The following is a 24,514-nucleotide window of genomic DNA, read 5'->3' as shown; positions in this document are numbered from 1 at the left end:
CTCAATGTGTTGGGGCGCTGGTTGCCGGCACCGGCTTCACGAACCAGTAATCGAGCAGCCAGTCCTCGGCGTAGTACGACTTCGGCAGGACTGAAGGGAACCCCATGCGCGCCTTGTATCCCACGCGCGTATTCGGCGCATAGTACTCGGGCACGATGTAATAACCGTTGATCAGGATACGGTCGAGCGCGTGCGTGGCGGTCTGCAGATCGGCGAGCGTATTGGCTTTGAGCGCGGCATCGATCATCGCATCGGCGGCTTTCGATTTCACGCCGGGGAAATTTTCCGAACCGGGTTGCGCTGCCGCCGCGCTGCCAAAACGCCGCGTCAGTTCGCCGCCCGGAATGGTCACCGGCGAATAGATATAGGTGGTCATGTCGAAGTCGAACGCGTCCATGCGTTTGCCGTATAGCGCGCTGTCGAGTTCACGCATATGCGCCTGGATACCGAGCGTTTGCAACTGCTGCACGAAGGGCATGATCACGCCGTCCATGCCGGGTTGATCGTCCATGATCTCGATCGACATGGCCGTGCCGTTTGCATCGCGCAACGCACCATCGCGATAATTCCAGCCCGCCTCGTTGAGCAGCGCCTGCGCTTCGCGCAGGTTCGCACGGATTGAATGGGGCGGCGTGGTGTCGGGTTGCCTGAGCATCGGGCCGAACACGGCCGCCGGAAGTTCCGCTCGATACGGCTCGAGCAACGCCAGTTCATTCGCGTCCGGCACGCCGGTCGCACCGAACGGACTGTCCTGGAAGTAACTGCCTGTCCGCCGGTATTGCCCGTAGAACGTCAGCCGGTTCAGCCACTCGTAATCGAACGCGAGCGTGAGCGCGCGACGCACGCGAGGATCGGCGAACTGAGGTCTGCGCGTGTTCATGAAAATGCCCTGCATCTGCGCGGGGCCATCGGGAAAGAGACCTTTCTTCAGCGATTCGTTGGCGATGTTCTTGCCGACGTATTTTCGCGCCCACGTACCCGACGAATACTCCACCCGCATGTCCGTGTGCCCCGCCTTGAAGTCTTCGAGCGAGGTGTAATGGTCGGTGAAGAGGCGAAACGTGATGCGTTTGAAGTGGTACATGCCACGCCGCGCTGGCAGGTCGGCGGCCCAGTAGTCCGGATTGCGCACGTACGTGATCTGCTTGTCGTTCTTGCGCTGCTCGATCAGGTAAGCGCCACTCGCAAGCGGTGGATCGGTCGCAATCTTGTCGAACGAAGGACGCGTGCCGTCCGGCTTCATGCCCCACTTCGGCGAGAACACCCACAGGTCGCCCGCAATCAGTGGCGCGTCGCGGCGTGCTTCCTTGAAATCAAACCGCACGGTAAGACGATCGACCACCGTCGCCTTCGTGATGTTGGCGAATTGCGAGTTGAAGATGGGCGAAACATGGCTGCTCGCAAGCGTGTCGTATGAATACTTCACATCGGCGGCGGTGATCGGGTCACCGTTCGAGAAACGCGCCTTCGGGTTGATGTGAAAAGCCGCCGACTTGCCATCGGGCGCGACGTTCACGTCGTCGGCTATCAACGGATACTCCGACGCCAGCTCGTCCCAGCTTCGCTGCATCAACGTATCGAACATGAGGTTCTTGAGGTCGGGCGCAGGCGCGCCGCGAATCAGGAACGGATTCATGGAATCGTAGCTTTGCAGCTCGTCGTAATTCTGGAAGTTGATGTCGCCGTCGTTTGGCGCCTCGGGGTCCGCGTAGTCGAAGTGCGTGAAGCCCGCCGGATATTTCGGCTCGTCGTATTGCGCTATCGATGGACGCGCGAGCGCCCCCTGTGCCATGAACATCACGCCGAGCGCGAGCGTCACCAGCCTTACTGCTTTACTCATCGTCGCTCGCGGTTGTCTTGAACGAGAACTGCACTTCGCCAACATACGGCTCGGGGTTCTTTTCGCATTTATAGCCCTTGCCGGCCGCGATCACCGCATCGTTGAAGACGGACGTGGGTGGCGAAACGCGCATGATCTTGACGTCGCTGACCTGCCCGTCGGTACCTATCGACAGACGCGCCGTCACCGTCGCCGAGATGCCGTCCTGCAGCGCCTTGCGCGGAATCTGCGGCTGCACGGACTGGCAGTGGCCGCGTCCATCGACCACGCCATGCAAGCCCGGTGCAGGCGCGGGAGTCGGCGCAGCCGCTGCAGCAACAGGCGCTGCAGGCGTCGTGTTCGCCGGGGCCGTCGCGAGCGCAGGCGCGTTGGGCGAGGGATTGGCCGCGGCAGGAATGTTCGCTTCCTTCGGCGCCGGCGCGGGTTTCGCGGGCGGCGGCTTCGGTGTCGGCAACGGTTTCGGCTTGACCGGCGTCGGCTTCGGTTTTTCAACCGGCGTGGGCGCAGGCGGCGGCTCGATCTTCTTTACTTCCGGCGGCGGCGGCGGTGGCGGAGGTGGCGGTGGCGCCATGGTCACGCGCATCTCCTTGGGCGGCGCTTGCACAGGCGCAAAGTTCACATGCGTGAGGCCGTAGATCATCAACACCGTCACGACGACCGCCGCCGCGATGAACACACCCATCGGCTGATGTTTGTGTTCCGCGTGCGCGGACGCCCACAGCGCGCCCTTCAAGGGTTCATGCGAATCGTTCATGACCGGTTCGGGCTCAGTGCTTGATGATGTACAGGTCTTCGCTACGGTAGTGGTCCATCGGATTCTTCGTGGAATAACCGCCCACGTAGCTCTTCACGAGGCGCACGAGCGTGTATTGCAGGAGCGGCAGCATGGGATAGTCTTCCATTGCAACCTTGCCTGCTTCCGTTTGCAGCTTCAGGCGCGTAGCGGGATCGGTGGAGTTCGATGCTTCACGCATCAGCGCATCGGCTTTCGGATTGCAGGCCTGGTTGTCATTTTGCTCCGAGCCGCACTGAACCAGCGTCAGGAACGTGCTGGCGTCGTTGTAGTCGGCGACCCAGCCGTTGCGCGCGATCTGGTAATCGCCATCATGGCGCTTCTTCAGCAAGACCTTGAATTCCATGGCCTGGATGTCGGTATCGAGCCCGAGCTTGCTCTTCCATTCCGACGCCGCGAAGATCGCCATTTTCTTGTGATATTCGCTGGTGTTCATCGCGAACTGCAGCTTGGTGCCAGGCTTCACGCCCGCTTCGGCCAACAGTTTCTTGGCCTCCTCCACGCGCTTTGCCATGGGCCATGACGCCCAGTCGTAGGCGTTCACGTCCGCGCCCTTCACGCCCTTCACAATCACGCCATACGCCGGGATCTGGCCATCGGCCGTGACGCGTTGCGCTAGGATGTCGCGATCAATGACCATCGACAACGCCTTGCGCACGCGTACGTCTTTCAACAACGGGTCCTTGTTGTTGAACGAGTAGTAGCGCAAGCCGAGCATGGGCGCCGCGCGCATCTCGTTCGGATACTCCTGCTTGTAGCGGGCGAACGTGCCAGAGGGCAATTGGTAAACCCAGTCGTTGCCGCCCGACTCGTACTGCTTGACGTCGGTGTTCTCATCTTCGATAGGCAGGTACGTCACCTGGTTCAGTTGTACGTAGCCGGCATTCCAGTAATTCGGGTTCTTCGCGAGCACGAGCCGGTTGTTCACCTGCCAGTCTTTCAGCATGAACGCGCCGTTGCTAACGAGCTTGCCCGGCTTCGTCCAGTCCTTGCCGTTCTTCTCCATCGCGGCCTTGTTGATGGGGCCGAAGTTCGTGTTGGTCATCAGGTCAGGCAGGAACGGTACCGGGTACGGGGTCCTTATCTGCAGCGTGTTTGCGTCGATCGCCGTCACACCAAGCGATGCGACCGGCTTTTTGCCCGCGACGATTTCCGTGCCGTTCAGCAGGAACATGCCATACGTGTTCGCATATGGCGATGCGGTTTTTGGATCGACGAGCCGCTGGGCACTGAAAACGAAATCTCCCGCCGTGACTGGTTCGCCGTTCGACCACTTCGCATTCTTTCGCAGATGAAAGATCCACGTGGTCGAGTCTTTCATTTCCCACTTCTCGGCGACGCCGGGTACCGTTTCACCGTCGGAGCGAACAGCAGTCAAGCCTTCGAAGAGATCCCGCGTAACGTTATTGGCCGGCACGGATTCGGCGACGTTCGGATCGAGCGTCTCGACTTCGCTGCCATTGTTGCGCACCAGCTCCTGCTTCGCGGCGAGTTGCGTGCCGGGCGGGATGATGGCCGCGCTGGCGAGACTGGGGAGGATTGCGGCGCTGAAGAGACACGCGGCCAATAAAGTGGACGACCGGCGCGCAGGAAGAACGGATGAAGAAACGGACGAAGCGAAAAACATCAAGGAAACTCCCGGAATTCATGACTTGCCGCCAATGGCCGATGATCAGTGACCACTCGCGGTTGCAGCGGCCTTCGGCATGTCTCACACACTGAGCGGGACATGCCGAAGGTTTGGTTCAACTTTGTGATGGATCAGATCCAACGAACGCGCATGAAGACGGTCATTCGTCGTCGCTGCTCGGCGCGGTCTTGAACGAGAAGGTCACCTCGCCAACATACGGCTCGGCGTTCTTCTCGCACTTGTACGCCTTGGCTGCAGTCGTGACGGCTTCGTTGAAGACCGAAGTCGGCGGCGTCGTCTTCACGATCTTCACGGCGCCCACGCTGCCGTCCGGATTGATCGTCAGATGCGCGATCACGTCAGCCGAGATGCCGTCCTGCAGCGCCTTGCGCGGAATCTGCGGCTGCACGGACTGGCAATGTCCACGGCCATCCACCACGCCGTGCAAAGCAGGCGGCGCGACAGGCGCGGCGCCCGTTGCGGCCACTGGCGGACTTGGCGGCGAGTTGGACGGCGTGGTGGCCACGGCAGGCGCGTTGGCGGACGGATTCGTTGCAGCCGGGATCTGCGCTTCCTTCGGCGCGGGCGACGGTTTGGCCGGCGGCGGCTTGGGCGTGGGCAACGGCTTCGGCTCGACCTTCTTCGGCACCGGCTTTTGCGGCGTGGGAGCCGGCGGCGGCTCGAGCTTCTTCACCTCGGGCGGCGGCGGTGGCGGAGGCGGCGGTGGCGCCATGCGCACGCGCAGTTCTTTCGGCGGCGGCGGCGCGTCAGGGGTGAAGTTTACGTGCGAGAGACCGGCAATCAGCAACAGTTCGACGAGCAACGCGGCGCCGACCGCGACTTTCATCGATACCTTGCCGTCTTTCGATGCTCCCTTCGACGCCCACAGCGCCCCGTCCAGAGGCACGCGAGGCGTGCTGACCAGATGTACGGGAGCGTTCATGTCGTCGGATTCGTCGCCAGTGCTACAGAGCTGATACCGGCCGCGCGCACCAGGTCCATCACGTGGATGATGTTCTTGTAGCTCGTGCCTTCGTCGCCGGAGATGGCGACATCGACTTTCTTCGAATCGCTCACGAGGCCCTTCAGCCGCGTGGTGAGTTCGTCGGGCGTGATGGGCTTCGCGTCCAGGTAAAGCTCGTCGGTCTTCGTCACGCCGATCGATACCTTGATGGTCTGCTGCAACGCTTCGGCGGTACTGGATTGCGGCAGGTCCAGCTTGATGCCCGCACCCTGGATCATCTTGAGCGTGGCGAGCATAAAGAAGACCAGCAGGAACATCATGATGTCGATCATCGGGATGATCTCGATGCGTGCCTTCTCTTCCGCGCCCAGATAATGACTGCGGTGATTTCTACTCATCTCAAACCTCTTCTGTTTCCAAACGACATTGATGCATGCGGCAAACGGCTCGAGAGCCCTCTATGCAGCAACTCATGCGGCAATTTCAGGGCGCACGTCGGCGCTGCGGCGAACCGGCGCGGAGAAACGCGAGACCAGCAGCGACTTGATCAGGTCGAACTGATTGACCGTCATGCGGATGCGTTTGTTGAAGTAGTTGAGAAAGATCACGCAGATGATGGCGATAACAAGACCGCAGGCCGTGGCTGTCAGCGCATGGCCGATACCGCCCGTCACACCATTGGGATTTGCCGTGCCGCTCGCGCCCAGCACATTGAACGACTCCACCATGCCGATGATCGTGCCTAGCAGCCCGAGCAACGGTCCGAGCGTGACGGCGGTATCGAGCACCCACAGGTTACGGTCCAGACGCGGCATCTGAAACATGATCGCCTCTTCCACTTCGCGCTCGACGACTGCCTCGTCGCGGCCGCTGACCTTCATGGCCGTCTTCACGAGTTCGGCCTGCACGGTCGAGTCGTAATGCTTGACGAGCTTTGCGGCGTCTTCCGGATGATTGGCCTTCAGAAGTTTCAGATCGTGTTCGATAGTCTTGCCTGCGCGCACTGCTCTAGCGAAGAACACCAGACGCTCGATGATCACGGCCATGCCCAGCAGGAAGATGACGCCGAGAAGGGGAATGAGGCCCATCGACTGGACCGAATAATTAATGAGGGTATTCAGCACTGCGGACTCCGGTTAGGACAAAAGATGCTAATCATTTTGTGGATGACGGTATTTCTTAAAGCGGGCGGCTTCGTTTTCGACGCCACCCGCAAAAGCGCGACTCTCTAAGCAACGGCTATGCCAAGCGATAACCCGCTTTTGATCTGCTGCTCGTCCACACTCATGCGGCGCCTTGATCTTACGGCGAATTTCCCGAATTAGAGAAGTGCGTCTTTTGTCACGCAGATTTCTGTTCGGTACCGCTAGCTCAATCTTGATCCTTCGAAATACGCTTAAAGCCTGCCATCAAGCTGGCTCAACCCAATAAACCCTTTATTTGTGCACCGAATGATTACGCTGGTGCTAATGAAAGATTTGTGTAATATACATGCGCGAGTCATCTTTTAGATTATCGATGGTTCTACATACTCCCAAACCCTAGGCTGCCCCGTGCAGCTCAATCCCGCCATGGCAAAGAGTTTGCGCAGGGGTATTACATAAGCGCATTGCTTATGTTTATACTGTGCACACACGCCGTGATAACCCCTCACAATGGCTTTCAAACCGTAATGCACAGTGTGATGCAATCTGTTCCCTTTCAAGGTGCAGCGATTGCACCACATTAATTAGACTAACTCCTCTAACTCACCTTACAAACAACAGCGCGCCAAAATAAAGGGTGTTATTGCGATATGAAAAAGCCGTTTTACTTTAATCGCTAAACAGCAATTGGCAATAAAAAATAAAACGCATTCATTTCAAATTCTTACTGCAGAAATAAATGGCCGTATCCGGCTCATCTGTTTATTCCCTTTCGCAAATTGGCATAACTCGTGCTCTTGGTGCAGCCGCTTATCAACGGCGCCTTTCAACACGATTGAGATTGCGCCTTGACTGACGATGTTCAAACGACGCAACCAGCGTTTAGCGCGCCCCGCAATAAAAAGCGTCGACAAACATCGCATGACCGGTCCGTGCAACTCGCACGAGCCGGCCGGTTGGTTCGATCAAATATGCTCACTGACAAGAGGGAGAGCACGTGAAACAGAAGAGATTGGTAACGGCGATCAAGGGCATCATTGGCGCCGAACTCGTGCTGAGCGCCGCATTCATTCCGATGGCGCACGCACAGACCGTCGACCAGAGCGGCACAGGCGGCGCGTCGGGTACGACTTCCACAACGGCCACGACACCCGCTGCAGCGACGTCCGCGGCTCCGACCAAGCTTGAAAAAGTGGAAGTCACGGGCTCGCTGATCCGTACGTCGGACAAGGTAGGCAACACGGAAGTCCAGACTGTGACAGCCAAGGAGATCGAACAAAGCGGCTACACCACCGTTGCCGATTTTCTGCGCGGCGTGTCGGCAAACTCGGCCAGCAGCTGGTCGCAATCGACGATGAACAGCACCGCTCCAGGCGGCGCCGGCATTGCATTGCGTGGTCTGTCCGAGAAATACACGCTGGTGCTGGTCGACGGCCAGCGCGTCGCCAACTACGCGCAAGCGGTGAACTTCACCGACACATTCTTCGACATCAACACGATCCCGCTGAACACCATCGACCGGATCGAAATCGTGAAGACGGGCGCGGTATCGCAGTACGGTTCGGACGCCATCGCGGGCGTGGTCAACATCATCACGAAGAAGAATTTCCAGGGCTTCCAGATCGACAGCCAGCTCGGCAAGGCGCAACATCCGGGCGATGCACAAGGCAGCTTCAGCGTGCTCGGCGGCTTCGGCAATCTTGCTACGGACCGCTTCAACGTCACGGGTTCGGCGAGCTGGTTTCGCGATTCGGGCTCGACCCTCGCTGACCGCGACATGACCAGCAGCCAGGACTTCACGCGCTTCGGCGGCAACAACCTGCCCGCCGGCAACAACCAGCAGAGCTTCTGGACCCAGCCGGACGGCACCAACGTCCCGCTCAACCCCTGCCCGCCGAACACCACGACCGGCCGCACCGCCGGCAGCACGTGTACCTACAACACGGCGCATGACTACTCGCTGGTTCCGTCGACCACACGCCTGAACGCCAAGGTGCGCGGCACGTTCCAGATCAACGACGACATGCAGGCGTACGCCGAGTTCTGGGGCAGCCGCGACGAGACCGTGCAGTACGGCGGCCTGCAGTCGGCGAGCAGCTTGTCGAACGTGTACAACCCGCAGAGCAACAGCATCTCGCCGCTCAACCGCACGGTGCCGGGCGGCAATCCGTTCAACCCGTTCGGCGTCGATACCCCGATCAACTACACCTTCCCGACCGCGGGCGTGGGCGTGGACACGGTCTCGACGTTCTGGAAGGCGTCGACCGGGATCAAGGGCTCGTTCACCACGCCGAAGCTGGGCGACTGGGACTGGTCAGTCGATGCAGGCCATTCGCAAAGCACGGTGGACAGCCACTTCTACAACTCGCTGGATGTGGCGGGCTGGCAGAACGTGCTGCAAAACGGCGGGTACAACTTCCTGAACCCGGGTTCGACGCCGAACGGTCTGGACGGCGTGTTCCATGACGACTACCAGCAGGCCATCACGAAGCTCGATACGGTCAGCGCGAAGACCTCGACATCAAACCTTTTCACGCTGCCCACAGGCAACGTTGGCCTGGGTCTCGGTACCGAGTTCCGTCACGAAAGCTCGATCATCAACCCGCGCACGTATTCGTCGCTGGGTATCGTCTCGCCGGCGCAGATCCAGACGGTGGACGGTTCGCGCAACGTGGCGGCCGTGTTCTACCAGGTCGAGATTCCGATCATCCGCGCATTGACGTTCACGCAGTCGGGCCGCTATGACCACTACAGCGACTTCGGCGGCGCGTTCTCACCGAGCTTCGCATTGCGCTATCAGCCTGTGCAGGCATTCACGACCTTCGCGTCGTTCAGCCGCGGATTCCGTGCACCGACGCTGGTCGAAAACTCGCAGGCTTCATACACGGGTCACCAGAACCTGACCGACCCGTACGATCCGCGTGGTCCGACCAAAGCCTTCACGACCGAGTTCACGAACGGCAACCCGAACCTTCAGCCTGAGCACACGAAGAACTACAACATCGGCTTCCAGTTGTCGCCGGATGCTACGTCGGATGTCGGCGCAGGCTTCTACAAGGTCCGCATTGACGGTGTGATCGGCACGGAAGATCCGGTCGCGGAACTTGCAGCCAACGATCCGAGCCAGGTGATTCGCAACCCGGACGGCACGCTGCGCTACATCACGTCGCAGTTCATCAACCTGGGCTCGCTCGATACCGATGGCTTCGACTTCAACTGGCGCAAGACGGTCGGCACGCCGGTCGGTTCGTTCACGCTGTCCGGTGACTGGGCCTACGTGTGGCACTTCAAGCTCCACAGCCCGGGCGCTGCAACGGCAGATTTCGCCGGCAACAACCTGGCGCTGAACCAGCCGTTCGGTGCATCGAATCCGCGCTGGAAGGGCAACACGGACCTGACCTGGGATTACCACAAGTTCACGACCACGCTGACCTGGCAATACACGGGTCCGTACACGAACGCGATTGCGGATATCAACGGGGACACGCCGTTGTCGGTGGCGTCGTATAGCCAGTTCAACCTGTTCACGAGCTATCGCGGCTTCAAGAACTGGACGATCTATGCGGGCATCAACAACCTGTTCGACAAAAAGCCGCCGTTCGATGCCGAATGGACCTCGGGTGCAGACCTGACCGGCTACGACCAGTCGCTGTACACCGACGTGGGCCGCTTCTTCCAGATCGGGGCGACGTACCGGTTCAAATAAGTTGCTTGAGTGTTTCTCCGGCGTCATGGCCGGAATCTGTCCGGGGCACGGAAGTTTTTCGTGTCCCGGACAGTGCATTTACGGCTGCTGGTTTTCATCGCCGCCAGCCCAGACCATTCGGATGCCGTAGTAGTCGCTGTTATCCGCCACGTGAGCGTCACTATCGGCCAGGTTATGTGCGCAAGCCCACACAGCCGTTGATGCCGCCCCATGAAAGTGTCGCCGATGCGCATCAATGCGGCCTACAAAACATACCGAGGTACTAACTTCTGAACTAATTGCACTATTCTTATATGAACAATCCGGCTCGCCTGATCGCTATCGAGCCGGCATAGACACCTGCCCAGAGGGCTTCGGCATGAGCCTGTTATCTTTTCGCGCGCCAGTCCTGTATGCGGCCTGCCATCATTGCGGCAATGCGCTGACCCACGGCGAACCTGAATGCCCGCATTGCGGCACGAACCAGTCACGCGCACTGCGTACAGTGGGTGCGCCCAATTCGGTCGACTACGGCAACAACGTCGTGCTGATGCCCGGCCGCATGCTCGTTCCCTACCCGAGCGTCCCCGACGAACTCGATACCGCGATGAACATCGCGCGTGAAAGAAAACGCGTGTTGAAGCGCGTCGCGTTCTATCTGGCAAGCGCCGGGATGCTTGCGATGGCGCTGGGGCTGGCCTATGCACCGGCGCTGAGATCGCCCGTTGTGCAACGGCTGGCGGCGTTGCCCGAGCCCGCGACACGCAAGGCGGTGGTCGCCCCGATCGTGCCTGTTGCGCCTGAGGACAATGCGGACGTTGCCGCTGCGGCGAGCGCGACGGTGCTTGCGGCGGCGAGTGCGCCGGCCGTTCAAACGGTCACGCCCGCGCCTCAAGCGGTTGTATCGACGGTTGCGCAAGCGACGGTCGCGCCGCCCCAGGTCGCGCCTGCGATCGTGCCGTCGAAGCCGGCAAGCCAACCTGTTGCGCCTGTGGTTGTTAAGCAAGCCGCCGTGGACAAACCGGCGACCGTCACACAGCCTACGGTAATAGCACCCAAGCCCGTTGCGCCGCCTGTCGTTGCGGTTGCATCGCCGGAGCCGACGGCCGATACGAGCCCCTCTGTCTCTGCAATGGCAATCAGCGCGCTGGCAGCGGCGGAAGCGCAGGCTCACGCGTTCAACGACACAGTCTCGGACACTTACAGCAAGCTGCTCGCATTGGCTGAAACAACGATCCATCCGCCGCCGGCACCGGTATCGGTGCCTGAGGAAACCACGCTGGCGAGCAAGCCTGAGACCATCGTCGCGCCAAGCCCGGCGGCTCTTGAAAGCAAACCGGCTGCGGTTGCCAAGGCCGTCGCCCCCGCGCCCGTGGTCACCGCAAACACCACGACGCTCACGCCAACAGTCAGCCAGGCGCCAGCCAAAACGCCTGCTGTGATCGCGGCCGCAGCACCGGTCCGTCCCGCGCCGCCCGTCCCCAACCCGACGGCTACTGCCGATGTCCCTATCGCGAGCCACGCGCCGGAACCCTCCGCGCTGACTGAGAACGGGCTGCCGCGCATGTCGACGGCGCCCATCTCGCCCGCCATGACCGCCGAACGTCCGCCTGCCGGCAGTCCCGGCGAGACGCTGTACATCGCGCGTCTGGCGCTGCTTACGAACGACCTGAGCGCCGCGCGCAAGAATCTTGCAGAAGTGCCTTCGTCAATGGCCAACGATGTCGAAGCAAAACGCATCCGCGAAGAACTCACGCAGCGTGAAAGCGCACGCGATACCGCCATGCAACACGCCCGCGCCTGCGACGCTGCGTCGTCATGGCGCTGCGCACGCCGTTACGCGAAGGAAGCGACAACGATCGATGCCAGCTATCCGGACTCGCGCGTCCTGCTCAAGCGTGTGAATTCCAAGGCAGCACAAGCGAAGAAAGCCGCCGATGCCGCCGCGCTTCAGGCCGCAGAGAATGCAGCGCACCCGCCAGTGCATTCGGCGCCGATCCGCGAGGCTGTTGCGGTGTCCGCGGCCCCGCGGGTTGTCACGCCGAGCGCAGCGCTACAGAACACCTATATCGCGCCGTCATCGCAGTCCGCCGGCAGCAGCGCACCGCATCTGTTCGCATCGCCACCCGTGCGCGCAACGCACGAATCACACGTGATTCATGACGCACGCGAAACGCGCCCGATCGTTGAAACCCGCGAACCCATCGTGGTAGCGGCGCCCGCGAAAAGTCCGGAGCCGGCGGAACCGGAGTCACGTGTGTTCGGCGGTGGCGTACCCATCCGCCCACCTGGCCGCGGCGATGCACATTGACGCTTCACAGGGACGCTAATTCGCCGGGATCGTCACGATCGGCGTCTTGGCGTCCTGATTGGATTCCGCGAGAGCCATCAGCATCTGCACCACGGTGAACGCGTACTTCGAATCGAAATCCCCCCGGTCGATCCAGTATTGCGAAGGCCCGTACTGGATATCGATGTATGCATCCTCCGGCGGTTTCTTGCCGACATGAACCACGATCGTCGGCCGCGTCTCCACACCGATCAAGCCGATGGTCGGCTTCGTCGAGCCATGCTCCACGAGTTCCTTCGGCACATCGACCTGGGCGCCGAGGTCGGTGAGGATGCCGAGCACGGAGCGCGTGACCATTGGAATGCGTTCGCCGCGCAGGGCCGATTGCCCGTAGACGACTTCATACGTTTTGGTCTTCGGCGATAACTTCAGCAGCCGGCGCACGAGCATCAGATCCTTCGACGTCTCCTCGTTCTCGCCGCTCGTGGTCGCGCCGAGCGTGATGTACACGCGGCTCACGTGGTCTTCATCGCGCGTTTCCACGTTCAACTGACCGGCGAGCTGAAGCCGCCGGAACGCCTGGATCAACTCAAAGAAACCGACGCTGCCGTTCGCGTTCGGGCCGCCCATCGCGTTTGCATTCTGCAAACCGCCAATGGATTGCGCGGTTATACGCAACAACAAGTCGATGGGGATTGCGCTTTCAGCCAGCGGCAGCACGAGCCCAGGCGCGAGCGGACGAATGTATGCGGTGGCGAAAGCCTGGCCGGTCGTCGGTGTGAAGGTGAACGTAGGATGGTTCGAGTAAGACACGCTGCCCGTTGCGGCGGCAAAGTTCTGCGTGGTATCGCCGGCGCTGAAGGTGGAACCGGCGGTGGCGTCGAAGGTGTATGCGGCGATGATCTGGGTGACGCTCAGGAACGCTGGCGAATCAGCGAAGCGGATGCCCACGAGGGCCGCAAGTATTTCGCGTTTTTTCGCTTCGCCAAGGGCTCTTGCGTAATCGACCTGATCGGCCTTGAGCCGTTTCGGACCGATGGCGGAGCAGCCTCCAGCGGTAATGCAGACGCACAACATAGCGGACAGAAGGGCTTTTCTTCTCATTCAGCTTGGGCCACGGTAGTGCGGGCAGCACAGCGCCGCCCGGCGAACCGCTGCCGCTGCAACTTTCATTCCCCGACCCGCAATTCCTCTGCAGAAACGCTGCGGATTACTGCGGCGTGGACGGCGACATTTTCTTGCTTGAGCTAGTAGAGCCCGTCGCACCGGAGCCGTACGTTGCCTTCTCTGCACGCTGGATATCGTTCGGATAGCTGGGATCGTTCGCTGTTGGCTGGTAGCCGTGCGCTTCGAGGTTCTTCAAATCCGCCTTCTCTGATGCGCGCGTCACCGGCGCATTGTTCGGCTGCGTAGTTTGTGCCTGGGCCGACGCGACCGTTGCAATAGTCAACGTCATGGCTACAAAACTCGTACGTACAAGATGAAATTTCGACATGGTGGCCTCCGGGCTATAACCATCAAGGCGCATTGCGCGTGCCCGGCCTACTGGCCGGTCTGGCCATGTTCGGCGTTGACCTTGCTCTGCGCTTTTTGCAGATCCTCGGGGTATTCGTTGTGATCCGAACCCGGGTTATAGCCGTTCTTCTCCAGTTCGCCCAGCTCCGCCGAGTTCTTCGCGCGCACCGCTTTCCTGTCGGCCTTGCGTTGCGCTTTCTGGGCCTGTTTCGACATCGGCTGCGCAGCCGATGCGGCGTCCGCGCTCTGGGCGAAAGAATCGGGCGTGGCGCCCACGATGATTCCCAGTGACGCAAGCAGTGTGATCAATGCAATCCGGACGCGTGACATGACGGCGGTCTCCCAGTGAAAAGCACGCCGTCGTGAAGCCGGAAATTATCGATACCGGCCGTCGAGGCGTTATGGATTCAATCGCGCAGCCGCACGCTTGACGATCTCCGTGCGAATTGCGCGCCCTGCTTCACCACGATTCCACACAAGGTCGAATACTGCCTTCGGCGCGGTGTCGGGCGTGCCGGAATCGAAGGGCGGCGCGGGCGCGTATTCCAGTTGAAGCTGGATGGCTTGCGCCTCGGTCTCACCAATCAAATCGGTCAATAGCGTCAGCGCAAAATCGATGCCCGCCGTCACGCCCCCTCCGGTCATCAGGTTCCCGTCCTGCACCACGCGCGCCTTGACAGGAATCGCGCCGAACTGATCGAGCAAATGATGAAGCGCCCAGTGCGTGGTTGCACGGCGCCCGCGCAGCAATCCGGCTGCGCCGAGAACCAGTGCGCCCGTGCAGACCGACGTCACGAAACGCGCGTTCGCAGCCTGCCGCTTGATGAAGTCGAGCGCGGGCTCGTCTTCCATCAGTTCGCCAACACCAATGCCACCCGGCACGCAGATCACGTCGAGCTGCGGGCAATCGGCAAAGGTGATGGAGGGCGTGAGCCACAGTCCGCTGCTCGACTTCACGGGCTCGAGCGTCTTGTTGATCAGATAGACCTGTGTGCCGGAAACGGATGCAAAGACATCGTGGGGACCGGTCAGATCCAGTTGCTGGACCCCGGGGAAAACAAGGAAGCCGATATGCAGAGTCATGGTGAAAAGCCCTACGAAAAAGGTGGACGATCGAACTGGACGCCTTGACGATACCCCGCTACGATTTGGCGAAATAGTCAATTAACCCTCGTTTCACGCCAATGGTTACGCGGGCCACAGATGAATCGCTTGCCTCGCCGTATTGATATCTACGCATTTCCCGACGTCCAGTTACTCGATGTCTCAGGCCCGCTGCAGGTTTTTGCATCGGCGAACGAACTCTCGATTGCGGCGGGATTCAGCGCGCCTTACGTGCCACGGGTCATCGCCGCGGTTTCGGGTGAGGTCCACAGCACTGCCGGACTTGGGCTCGTTGCGCATCCATTGCCGGCGGCAGACGAACCGACCGACACGTTGATCATCGCGGGCGGCCGGGGCGTGCATGCGGCATCGAAAGATGCGGCGCAGGTCGCATGGGTAAAGGAACGCGCGTCGCAAGTGCGGCGAGTGGCGTCGGTATGTACGGGCGCGTTCCTGCTCGCCGCCGCGGGTCTGCTCGACAGACGCCGCGCCGTCACGCACTGGGCGCATTGCGAACTGCTTGGCGAACGCTACCCGAACGTGCGCGTGGACGCCGCGCCCATCTTCATCCGCGACGGCGCGGTGTGGACGTCGGCGGGCGTGACAGCGGGCATCGATCTCGCGCTTGCGCTAGTCGAGGATGACCTCGGCCGCGCACTCGCACTCGATGTCGCCCGCGAACTCGTGGTGTTTCTCAAGCGTCCCGGCGGCCAGGCGCAATTTAGCGCGACGTTGTCGCTGCAAACAGCCGGTGACCGTTTTGGCGAACTGCATGCGTGGATCGCGGAAAACATGGCGTCGGATTTATCGATCGCGACGCTCGCCGAACGCGCCGGCATGAGCGAGCGCAGTTTCGTGCGGCACTACAGGGCGCAAACCGGCGTGACGCCCGCGCGCGCGATCGACCAGTTGCGTCTTGAAGCGGCACGGCGCCTGCTCGGCGACACCGCGTTCCCCATCAAACGGGTCGCGGCGCGCTGCGGGTTTGGATCCGAGGAAACCATGCGGCGCAGCTTCTTGCGCTCGACAGGCGTATCGCCGCAGGCATACCGCGAGAGATTTTCGGCTTACGGCGGAGATCCGGATTCGGGGACGCAGTCATAACGCAACGCGGCGGTGCAACAAACTACACAAAGCCGAAATTCCGCGGGTTGCGCCGTGCCATCGCCTTGAAAAATGGGGATAATGCTGCATTGCGCGCGCTTTAACCCATATTTCCCGCCCCATGTCCATTATCGATATCCCGAACGACCCGCTGGGCCGTGTCATCGCCCCCTATGGCGCCGGTCCGGCCGAAGTTGCGCTTGCTGTCGGCGGCCTGGCAATCGGCACGGGTGAATTCGCTTCGATGACCATACTGCCGATCATCGCGCACGGCCTCGATACATCCCTGCCCACCATGGGCCACATCATCAGCGCGTATGCGCTCGGGGTGGTGATCGGCGCGCCGCTCATCACCATCTTTTTTGCCAAGATCCCGCGCCGCGCCATGCTGATCGGCCTGATGCTGATGTTCGCGTTCGGCAACCTGCTAAGCGCGCTCGCACCGAATTACACGCTGCTGCTGGTCGCGCGCTTTATTTCGGGCGTACCGCACGGCGCGTATTTCGGCGTGGCCGCGTTGACGGCGGCGTCTCTCGTCCCGCCCGACCGCCGTGCGCGGGCCGTCGGACGTGTGATGCTCGGATTGACCATCGCGAATATTTTCGGCGTGCCGCTCGCGACATGGCTCGGCCAATGGCTTGGCTGGCGCGCGGATTTCCTGCTCGTCGGCACGCTCGGCATTCTCACGATGATCGGCGTGCGCGTGTTCCTCCCGCCCATTCATGCAGGCGGCGCCACGCCCCGGCGCGAACTTGGCGTGTTCCGTCGCGCGCAGGTCTGGCTGACCCTTTCGGTGATCGCAGTGGGCTTTGGCGGACTGTTCGCCGTCTACACCTACATCACGCCCACGCTGCTCAACGTGACGCATGTCGCGCCGTGGCGGGTGCCCTTGCTGCTTGGCGCGCTGGGCGTCGGCATGACGGCCGGCAGCCTGATCGGCGGCGTGCTCGCCGACAAATCGCGCCTCTGGACCATCTTCGGCATGCTGATCTGGAATGCGGCGGCGCTGGCGGCGTTCGCGTACACATCGGCTAACGAATGGACCGCGACGCTCAACCTCTTCGCCATGGGACTCGGCATTGCGGTTGTCCCCGCCGTGCAAACGCGCCTGATGGATGTGGCCGGCGACGCGCAGACCGTGGCCGCCGCGCTCAACCATTCGGCCTTCAACATCGCCAATGCGCTTGGTGCGTGGGCCGGCGGCGTGGTCGTCGCGCTCGGTTTCGGCCTCGAAGCCACCGGCTGGACGGGCGCGATCCTCGCGTGCGGCGGCATCGTGCTGCTGGGCGTTTCTGTTGCGGTGGAGCGGCGCTCGCTGCTGCCCGGCCCGCGGACAGCGGGCGCATACGCCGAATAAGTCTCCGGCCGTATCCAACTCCTTTTGCACGTCGCATAATGCGGCTCTTGACGCTGGCCGAACAACAGGCCCGCAACGATTCCTTACGGAGTCCCTCAAGCCGAATGCCGCATTTGCCGTAAATACACCTAAGTCCGGCAATTTAAGGGGTGCTTACTCAGACACCTTGCGAGCCGGTTATTTACGTCGACATCGAACAAAAGTGAGTCAAGAGCCGGCTAACGCCGCCGGCTCGGAGCGCCGATGAACGTCCATTCCGACAAGCTGGCCACGCTCGTGGCGGATGAAAGCGGCGATGCATCCGTCGCGGCCTTCGCACGCCCTGCGCCCGATGCGCCCATGCGTGCAACGATGGATACGTGCATCGATTCGCTGTTGCGCAACGCCGCCACGCTAGCCGATACACCCTGCTGGGCCTGGTATCAGCCCGGCGCCGGCATGCACCTCGCGGCGCAGGGATCGCTCGACAATGCTTGGCCCGCCGTTCTTTCCGTCGACGAGTTTCACGCCTACTGCACGACTCATCGCCTGTGTCTCTGGCCAACCGGCAGCGGCGAAAACATTCTTGGCTGGCTGCTCGCACCGGCTGCCGAAGCCGCGAACTCCACGCTGGCCGACTTCGCGCGAAGTCTCGGCGAGGCATTGCAAACCGATGCTCTCGCGCGCGCCCGGACCACGCAGCGCGTGCTCTACGAGATCGCGTATCTCGCGAGTTCGGTGCGCGATCGTTCCGAATTCCTGCTCGGCGTGCATCGGCAACTTGCAACGCTGATCGATGCAGAAAACTTTTATCTCGCGCTCTACGACCCCTCGAACAACGAGATCACGTACCCGTATTACGTCGATGTCATCGATACCTGCGCGCTCGATCCCGCCGCCTACGACACGCTGGATCCGTCGTGCCTGTCGCTCACCGGCCAGGTTCTGACCACGGGCCAGCCGCTCCTGATCGATGCCGCCGGCATTGCCACGGCCGAAGCCGAAGGACGCTTCTTCTGCGTGGGCGACCGGCCGGAATTCTGGATGGGCGCGCCGCTCAAGAACGCATCCGACGAAGTGTTCGGCATGATCGCGATGCAGGTCTACCACGTCGCGCGAGTCTATAGCGTGGAGGATCGCGCGCTCTTCCTGGTGGTTGCGCGGCACGTGGCCATGGCGCTCGACCGGATCCTGCATCGCGCGGATCTCGAGGAGACCGTGTCGCGCCGTACGGCCGAACTGTCCGAAGTGAACCGCGCGCTGCGCCTTGAAATCGCGGAACGAAAACGCGCCGAGCATTTGCAGGGCGCGTTGTTCCAGATCGCCGAGTTGTCGAGCCGGCATGGCGACATGCTGGAGTTTTTCCGCAGCCTGCACGGGATCGTTGGCGAGTTGCTGTATGCACGAAACTTCTACGTCGCGCTGGTCGATATTGCTTCGGAGAACGTGTCGTTCCCCTATTACGTCGACGAACTCGTGAACACCATTCCGGCTCCGCGACGCGGCCGGCGCGGCCTCACCGAATACGTGATTCGCGAACGCCGTCCATGTCTCGTCGATCATGCCGAAGCCGAACGGCTCGTGGACACGGGCGAAATTGAAAGCGCGGGTGAAAGCATCAAGCTGCGTTCCTGGCTCGGCATTCCGCTGTTCGACGGCGACCAGGTGCGCGGTGTGCTCGCGGTGCAAAGTTATTCGTCTCGCGTGCGTTATTCGAAGCGCGACCAGGAGTTGCTGACCTTCGTATCGCGCCATATCGATACCGCGCTGTCGCGACGCAGCGCGGCCGAAGCGCTGCACGCGGCTAACCTCGAACTCGAGGAGCGCGTGCAGAACCGCACCCGCGAACTCGACGACGCCAACGCGCGCCTGCAACACGAGAATTCGCACGATGCGCTGACTGGACTTCCCAACCGCAGTCATATGCTGCACCGGTTGCAGCAGGCATGGCGCGATCATCATCGCGACGGCGAGCAACTGGCGGTGATGTTTATCGACCTTGACCGGTTCAAGGTGGTGAACGACAGCCTCGGCCATCATTTCGGCGACATGCTGCTGGTGCAGGCCGCGAGCCGTCTGCGCGGTTGCCTGCGCGACACCGACCTGCTCGCGCGGCTCGGCGGCGACGAGTTCGCGGTGCTGTCGCCGGGTGCATCGCTTGAGACCGCGGTCGGCATTGCCGAGAGAATCCTTGCCGCGTTCGACTTGCCGTTTCACATCGACGACCATGTGGTTTTTTCATCGTGCAGCATTGGCATCGTGAGCCCGGACGAGCAGTTTCACAAGGAACCCGCCGACCTGCTTCGCGACGCCGATACCGCCATGTATCGCGTGAAGAACGGTGGACGCGACAGCTTCGTGGTCTTCAACCATGAGCTTCGGCGTGAGGTATCGGACCAGGTCGAACGCGAGGGCGCGCTGCGCAATGCGCTCAAACGCGACGACGAACTCGTACCCTACTTCCAGCCCATCGTCTGCGCGAGGTCGGGTCAACTCGTCGCGCTCGAAGCGTTGATCCGATGGCGCCAGCCCGACGGCAGCGTCATCGCGCCCGGCGAATTCCTGCCGGCCGTAGAGGGTCTGCGCCTGATCGGGCGGCTCGACCTCTACATGCTCACGCGCGTGGCGATCATCCTCGCGCAGCCCGAGCATGCTGACTGGCCGCCGGTCCACGTGAACTGTTCGAGCTACAGCATGACGAGGGCCGAATTTGCCGACGATGTCCTCGCGCTGCTCGCGCGTCATGGCGTGGCGCCCTCGCGCATTTGCCTCGAACTGACGGAAGGCGCGCTCGTTGCCGAACCCGATCTCGCACGACGTTCCATGCAGCGTCTCGCCGATCACGGCATGTCGGTCGTGCTCGATGACTTCGGCGCCGGGTTTTCATCGCTGAGTTATGTGCATCAGTATCGCTTTAGCGGCTTGAAGATCGACCGGTCGTTCATCTTCGAGCTGACCACGAGTCCGCGCAGCCGGGCAATCGTGCGTGCCATCGTGCGGATGGCGGAGTCGCTCGACCTGACCGTGGTCGCGGAAGGCGTGGAAGACGCGGCGACGCTTGCCGTGCTGTGCGAGATGGGCGCGGCGCAGGCGCAGGGTTATTACTTCGCCCGTCCCATGCCATTGGAAGACCTCCTGCTCACCACGCTCGCGCCCCGCCTGCAGGTGCTGGCCCAGGAACCCTGACCGTATGCCAGTCGATGCGCTGCGCCGACAGCTCTTGTTGCTCGCCGCGAGCGGCACATTGCTGCCCTTCGCTGCCCGCCAGGCCTACGCACAGACATCCACGATGAACAAGCGCGCGATTCCATCGACGGGGGAAATGTTGCCCGTGGTCGGCTGCGGCACATGGCGCACCTTCGATGTGGGCAACGACCCTGCAGCCCAGGCCCGGCTCGCGGACGTGCTGCAGATTCTCTTCGATAACGGCGGCTCGGTCATCGATTCATCGCCTATGTATGGCTCTTCGGAAGCCGTTGCGGGGTCGGTGCTGACGCGCATCGACGGGCACAAGCGCGCGTTCGTTGCAACCAAGGTCTGGACCGAGGGACGCGATGCCGGCATCGCGCAGATGGAGAACTCCTTGCGTCTCTGGCAACAGCCGCGCATCGACCTGATGCAGATCCACAACCTGCTCGACTGGCAGACGCAACTCGCCACGCTGCGCGACTGGAAAGCGCGTGGACGGATTCGTTATATTGGTGTGACGCATTACACGTCGAGTGCCTTCAGTGAAGTGGAAGCAGTGATGCGCTCGGAGAAGATCGATTTCGTGCAGATCAACTACGCCGCCGATGACCGCGCGGCCGAGGAGACCTTGCTGCCGCTGGCGAAGGAACGGGGCATTGGTGTGATCGTCAACCAGCCTTTTGGCGGCGGCGGTCTGCTTGGGCGGCTGAAAGACAAACCCGTGCCCGAGTGGAGCAAGGAGATCGGATGCACGACGTGGGCGCAACTGCTCCTCAAGTTCGTGCTCGCGCATCCGGCAGTGACGTGCGTAATTCCCGGGACCGGCCGGCCAGAATATATGCGTGACAACGTGCGCGCGGGGTTCGGTAGTTATCCGGATGAAGGGATGAGAAGGCGGATCGCGGAACTGGCCGCTTGATCATGCCTACCCCGGTTCACGCGCCTTATCCGCCACCGCCCTTGCAACCGGAAGCACTTGCTCATCCGCCGGCTGCTTCGACTCCGATACCTGCTTGAGCAGATTATCCGCCGCCGGCTCGATCACGTCGGTAAGCGGTTTCGGGAAAACGCCAACTGCCAGCACGAGGATCGCCAGCGCCCCGAGCGTCACGAACTCGCGCGTGCCGAGGTCAGGCAACTCTGCAACGCGATCGTTCCCAAGCGGTCCATAGATCGTGCGCTTGTACATCCATAGCGTGTACGACGCGCTCAGCACGAGCGTGGTGCAGGCGAGCGCACCAATCCAGAAGTTGAACTTGATCGCGCCCATGATCACCATGAACTCGCCGACAAAGCCCGACGTGCCCGGCAAGCCGACGTTGGCCATCGAAAACAGCATCATGAAAACGGCGAAGCGCGGCATCACATTGGCGACCCCGCCGTAAGCATGTATGGAACGCGTGTGCATGCGCTCCCACAACATGCCGATACCCAGAAACATCGCGCCCGAAACGAAACCGTACGAGATCATCTGCACGATCGCGCCGTCGAGACCGATCTGGTTGAACAGGAAGATGCCGAGCGTGACGAGACCCATGTGCGCGATCGCGGAATATGCGAGCAGCCGGCTCATGTCGGTCTGCGCCAGCGCGACGAGACTCGCATAGATCACCGCAATCAGCGACAACACAATGATGGTCGGCGCAAAGAAATGCGCGGCGTCGGGCGTGACCGGCAATGAAAACCGGATGAACCCATAAGCGCCGAGCTTGAGCATGCCGAGCACCACGGACGCGCCCGTAGGCGCTTCCAGATGCACTTGCGGCAACCATGTGTGGATGGGCCACATCGGCACCTTGACGGCGAACGCGGCAAAAAATGCGATGAACAGCAAGACCTGCGCCGTGAAACCCAGGGGCAAAGCCTGCCATGCCGCAAGATCGAATGTATGCGAGCGATGAAACAGGTACAGCATCGCCATCAGCAACATGAGCGAGCCGCCGAGCGAAAAGAAGAAGAACCTGAACGCCGCCATCGCGCGGTCCTTGCCGCCCCACGAACCGATCAACAGGTACATCGGGATCAGCGTGGCTTCGAAGAATATGAAGAACAGCATGCCGTCGAGCGACGTGAACACACCCACCATCAGCCCGGACAAGAACATGAACGACGCGAGGTACTGGCTGCACCGTGTCCTGATTGCAGACCACGATGCAAGCACCACGATCAGCGTGGTGAATGCGGTGAGCACCGTCAGCCACATGGAGATGCCGTCGACGCCGAGATGGTACGAAATGTCGAAATCGGGCAGCCAGTTGATCCGCTCGACGAACTGCATGGAGGACGAATGCTTGTTGAACGCGGCGATCAACGGCAAGGTAATGGCAAAGCTCAGCGCAGCGCCGGCAAGTGCAAGCCAGCGGGCAGGCATGGGATTGGCGTCTGAGCCGATCGCCAGGATCGCCACGCCGAAGGCCATGGGAATCCAGATTGCGAGACTGAGCAGCGGTATGAAGTGCATCTTCTTGATCGACCTTGGGAAACTGCGGTAACTGGACACATTGCAGAACCGCTGCGCCCGTGGCATGACCCCGCGCTGCAATCGGCGGCGCAATCATAGAGACGTTAAAAAGTGCGCGCATCTCCATTGAAACTTTCATATTCCTTTCCGATCCGGCATTGAACCCGTCGTCCCGGACATCCTCCCAGATGCCGCCTTCGGACTAAATCATTGATGCACTAGGTAAAAACCCTTAATACGTTTATGGGTCAAAAGTAATGCAAATGAAACAAAGCGAATAACCGTCCATCCGGTCTTCCTATTTGGTGCGACACTATGCCGCGGTCAGTTAACGCTAATTTCAACGGGTAATATTTCGTGATAAAAAATCCACACGAAATTCACTAAAACTTGGATGTCAATAAAGCTGCGACACCGCGCCGCAGTTTTTCGAGGGCAATTCATTTTTGCGGGAATTGGCACTAATCGTATCGATTCCGAAACGTTACCCTTCGGTCCGGAATAATAAAAATAATGGCGGAGACTGGAGATCCGACCTTCGGGATTTATATAGATGAATGTAAAACTTTTAAAACCAATCTGTAATTATCTGCCTGCCCTTGCTTCGTTTCTCGTGTCTGGCTGCGATCTCGACGTTTTGAATCCCAAAGGCAGTGTTGGCGTAGCCGAGAAGTCGCTGATCGTGGATTCGACCATTGCGATGCTCATCGTGGTCGTGCCGGTGATTGCACTGACGGCGTGGTTCGCTTGGCGATATCGGGCATCGAACAAGACGGCGGCATACCTGCCGAAGTGGGCGCATTCCAACAAGATCGAAGTAGTGGTCTGGACGGTGCCGACCCTGATCATTGCGTATCTGGCCATATTGACGTGGAACAGCACTCACGCTCTCGATCCATATAAACCACTTCAATCTCAAATCAAGCCAATTAATGTGGAAGTCGTGGCGCTCGACTGGAAATGGCTGTTCATTTATCCGGATCTGGGTATTGCTTCAGTTAATCAGCTTGAGTTTCCAGTTGGCACACCGGTTAATTTCCGGATCACGTCTGACTCAGTGATGAATTCGTTCTTTATTCCGCAACTGGGCGGCCAGATTTATGCCATGGCCGGAATGCAGACTCAATTACATTTGATAGCGAATGAAGCCGGTGACTACGCGGGCGAATCCGCGAATTTCAGCGGCAGAGGATTTTCGGATATGAAATTCCGCGCCATTGCGACATCGAATGCCGACTTTGAATCCTGGGTTCGCAAGGTGAAGGCATCGCCAACGCCACTCGACGCCGACGTGTACGGCGTCCTCGCCGCGCCAAGCGAAAAGAATCCGGTCGCCTATTACTCGCATGTCGGTCCGGTTTTGTTCAACAACATCATCGCAAAGTACAACAACGGGAACGTCCGCAGCACGACCGACCCGCGATGCGACACGAAGGGGTAAGACGTGGCAATCCTATT

General features: G+C 60.8%; 18 protein-coding genes. 7 read left to right on the top strand and 11 right to left on the bottom strand.

Annotated features, from left to right (window positions below):
- Position 1: 1 nt before the first annotated feature.
- From AX768_RS25145 to AX768_RS25120, 6 genes are all read right to left on the bottom strand, one after another.
- Positions 2-1,840 (bottom strand): extracellular solute-binding protein, encoded by a 1,839-nt coding sequence (locus AX768_RS25145; RefSeq protein WP_172812024.1) that lies wholly within the window; start codon positions 1,838-1,840, stop codon positions 2-4.
- On the bottom strand, positions 1,833-2,594 hold the full coding sequence (locus tag AX768_RS25140; RefSeq protein WP_062002824.1) for a TonB family protein: 762 nt from the start codon (positions 2,592-2,594) through the stop codon (positions 1,833-1,835). Before AX768_RS25140 ends, AX768_RS25145 begins: the two co-directional genes overlap by 8 nt.
- Before the next feature lie 13 nt (positions 2,595-2,607).
- Positions 2,608-4,260 (bottom strand): peptide ABC transporter substrate-binding protein, encoded by a 1,653-nt coding sequence (locus tag AX768_RS25135; protein ID WP_069638408.1) that lies wholly within the window; start codon positions 4,258-4,260, stop codon positions 2,608-2,610.
- Positions 4,261-4,423: 163 nt separating this feature from the next.
- On the bottom strand, positions 4,424-5,206 hold the full coding sequence (locus tag AX768_RS25130; RefSeq protein WP_062002822.1) for an energy transducer TonB: 783 nt from the start codon (positions 5,204-5,206) through the stop codon (positions 4,424-4,426).
- Positions 5,203-5,625 carry an ExbD/TolR family protein gene (locus tag AX768_RS25125; protein ID WP_062002821.1) on the bottom strand — a complete coding sequence of 141 codons (423 nt, stop codon included), beginning with the start codon at positions 5,623-5,625 and terminating at the stop codon, positions 5,203-5,205. The genes AX768_RS25130 and AX768_RS25125 overlap by 4 nt, the downstream gene beginning before the upstream one ends.
- A gap of 72 nt (positions 5,626-5,697) precedes the next feature.
- Entirely contained in the window at positions 5,698-6,351 is a 654-nt protein-coding gene (locus AX768_RS25120; RefSeq protein WP_062002820.1) for a MotA/TolQ/ExbB proton channel family protein, read from the bottom strand.
- 1,018 nt (positions 6,352-7,369) lie between these two features.
- Between AX768_RS25120 and AX768_RS25115 the strand changes: the two genes are divergently transcribed.
- Positions 7,370-10,078 carry a TonB-dependent receptor plug domain-containing protein gene (locus AX768_RS25115; protein WP_062002819.1) on the top strand — a complete coding sequence of 903 codons (2,709 nt, stop codon included), beginning with the start codon at positions 7,370-7,372 and terminating at the stop codon, positions 10,076-10,078.
- Positions 10,079-10,436: 358 nt separating this feature from the next.
- Positions 10,437-12,368 (top strand): zinc ribbon domain-containing protein, encoded by a 1,932-nt coding sequence (locus tag AX768_RS32975; protein WP_062002818.1) that lies wholly within the window; start codon positions 10,437-10,439, stop codon positions 12,366-12,368.
- A gap of 15 nt (positions 12,369-12,383) precedes the next feature.
- Here AX768_RS32975 and AX768_RS25105 read toward each other — a convergent pair whose 3' ends face one another.
- From AX768_RS25105 to AX768_RS25090, 4 genes are all read right to left on the bottom strand, one after another.
- Complete coding sequence (locus AX768_RS25105; RefSeq protein ID WP_062002817.1) at positions 12,384-13,451, bottom strand: hypothetical protein; 1,068 nt, start codon at positions 13,449-13,451, stop codon at positions 12,384-12,386.
- A 106-nt stretch (positions 13,452-13,557) separates the two neighbouring features.
- Entirely contained in the window at positions 13,558-13,842 is a 285-nt protein-coding gene (locus AX768_RS25100; RefSeq protein ID WP_172812023.1) for a DUF4148 domain-containing protein, read from the bottom strand.
- A gap of 47 nt (positions 13,843-13,889) precedes the next feature.
- Positions 13,890-14,192: a DUF4148 domain-containing protein gene (locus tag AX768_RS25095; RefSeq protein ID WP_062002815.1), complete on the bottom strand. Its 303-nt coding sequence runs from the start codon at positions 14,190-14,192 to the stop codon at positions 13,890-13,892.
- A 69-nt stretch (positions 14,193-14,261) separates the two neighbouring features.
- Positions 14,262-14,945, bottom strand: a complete 684-nt coding sequence (locus AX768_RS25090) for a DJ-1/PfpI family protein (protein WP_062002814.1) — start codon at positions 14,943-14,945, stop codon at positions 14,262-14,264.
- Between the two features lie 120 nt (positions 14,946-15,065).
- On the opposite strand from AX768_RS25090, the gene AX768_RS25085 reads away from it, so the two are divergent.
- The 4 genes from AX768_RS25085 to AX768_RS25070 all read left to right on the top strand — a co-directional run bounded on the left by AX768_RS25085 (position 15,066) and on the right by AX768_RS25070 (position 21,514).
- Positions 15,066-16,070 carry a GlxA family transcriptional regulator gene (locus tag AX768_RS25085; RefSeq protein WP_062002813.1) on the top strand — a complete coding sequence of 335 codons (1,005 nt, stop codon included), beginning with the start codon at positions 15,066-15,068 and terminating at the stop codon, positions 16,068-16,070.
- A gap of 121 nt (positions 16,071-16,191) precedes the next feature.
- Positions 16,192-17,427 carry an MFS transporter gene (locus AX768_RS25080; protein WP_062002812.1) on the top strand — a complete coding sequence of 412 codons (1,236 nt, stop codon included), beginning with the start codon at positions 16,192-16,194 and terminating at the stop codon, positions 17,425-17,427.
- 243 nt (positions 17,428-17,670) lie between these two features.
- Positions 17,671-20,592: a sensor domain-containing phosphodiesterase gene (locus AX768_RS25075; RefSeq protein WP_062002811.1), complete on the top strand. Its 2,922-nt coding sequence runs from the start codon at positions 17,671-17,673 to the stop codon at positions 20,590-20,592.
- Between the two features lie 4 nt (positions 20,593-20,596).
- On the top strand, positions 20,597-21,514 hold the full coding sequence (locus AX768_RS25070; protein ID WP_231941603.1) for an aldo/keto reductase: 918 nt from the start codon (positions 20,597-20,599) through the stop codon (positions 21,512-21,514).
- Between the two features lie 6 nt (positions 21,515-21,520).
- On the opposite strand, the gene AX768_RS25065 is transcribed toward AX768_RS25070, so the two are convergent.
- Positions 21,521-23,056, bottom strand: coding sequence for a complex I subunit 4 family protein (locus AX768_RS25065; RefSeq protein ID WP_082779070.1), 1,536 nt, complete (start codon positions 23,054-23,056; stop codon positions 21,521-21,523).
- A gap of 553 nt (positions 23,057-23,609) precedes the next feature.
- Here AX768_RS25065 and cyoA point away from each other — a divergent pair.
- Positions 23,610-24,497 (top strand): ubiquinol oxidase subunit II, encoded by an 888-nt coding sequence (cyoA, locus tag AX768_RS25060; protein ID WP_062002810.1) that lies wholly within the window; start codon positions 23,610-23,612, stop codon positions 24,495-24,497.
- Positions 24,498-24,514 lie beyond the last annotated feature (17 nt).

The sequence above is a fragment of the Burkholderia sp. PAMC 28687 genome (assembly GCF_001577465.1).
In the GTDB taxonomy this organism is placed as follows: domain Bacteria; phylum Pseudomonadota; class Gammaproteobacteria; order Burkholderiales; family Burkholderiaceae; genus Caballeronia.
This window is presented reverse-complemented; position numbering and strand designations above follow the sequence as displayed.

Excerpts from the sequence above, each read along its gene's own strand:
- AX768_RS25135 (WP_069638408.1), bottom strand. The coding sequence starts at position 4,260 with ATGTTTTTCGCTTCGTCCGTTTCTTCATCCGTTCTTCCTGCGCGCCGG.
- AX768_RS25075 (WP_062002811.1), top strand. The coding sequence starts at position 17,671 with ATGAACGTCCATTCCGACAAGCTGGCCACGCTCGTGGCGGATGAAAGC.
- AX768_RS25130 (WP_062002822.1), bottom strand. The coding sequence starts at position 5,206 with ATGAACGCTCCCGTACATCTGGTCAGCACGCCTCGCGTGCCTCTGGAC.
- AX768_RS25100 (WP_172812023.1), bottom strand. The coding sequence starts at position 13,842 with ATGTCGAAATTTCATCTTGTACGTACGAGTTTTGTAGCCATGACGTTG.
- AX768_RS25090 (WP_062002814.1), bottom strand. The coding sequence starts at position 14,945 with ATGACTCTGCATATCGGCTTCCTTGTTTTCCCCGGGGTCCAGCAACTG.
- AX768_RS32975 (WP_062002818.1), top strand. The coding sequence starts at position 10,437 with ATGAGCCTGTTATCTTTTCGCGCGCCAGTCCTGTATGCGGCCTGCCAT.
- AX768_RS25085 (WP_062002813.1), top strand. The coding sequence starts at position 15,066 with ATGAATCGCTTGCCTCGCCGTATTGATATCTACGCATTTCCCGACGTC.
- AX768_RS25125 (WP_062002821.1), bottom strand. The coding sequence starts at position 5,625 with ATGAGTAGAAATCACCGCAGTCATTATCTGGGCGCGGAAGAGAAGGCA.
- AX768_RS25140 (WP_062002824.1), bottom strand. The coding sequence starts at position 2,594 with ATGAACGATTCGCATGAACCCTTGAAGGGCGCGCTGTGGGCGTCCGCG.
- AX768_RS25080 (WP_062002812.1), top strand. The coding sequence starts at position 16,192 with ATGTCCATTATCGATATCCCGAACGACCCGCTGGGCCGTGTCATCGCC.
- AX768_RS25095 (WP_062002815.1), bottom strand. The coding sequence starts at position 14,192 with ATGTCACGCGTCCGGATTGCATTGATCACACTGCTTGCGTCACTGGGA.
- cyoA (WP_062002810.1), top strand. The coding sequence starts at position 23,610 with ATGAATGTAAAACTTTTAAAACCAATCTGTAATTATCTGCCTGCCCTT.
- AX768_RS25105 (WP_062002817.1), bottom strand. The coding sequence starts at position 13,451 with ATGAGAAGAAAAGCCCTTCTGTCCGCTATGTTGTGCGTCTGCATTACC.
- AX768_RS25065 (WP_082779070.1), bottom strand. The coding sequence starts at position 23,056 with ATGCACTTCATACCGCTGCTCAGTCTCGCAATCTGGATTCCCATGGCC.
- AX768_RS25145 (WP_172812024.1), bottom strand. The coding sequence starts at position 1,840 with ATGAGTAAAGCAGTAAGGCTGGTGACGCTCGCGCTCGGCGTGATGTTC.
- AX768_RS25070 (WP_231941603.1), top strand. The coding sequence starts at position 20,597 with ATGCCAGTCGATGCGCTGCGCCGACAGCTCTTGTTGCTCGCCGCGAGC.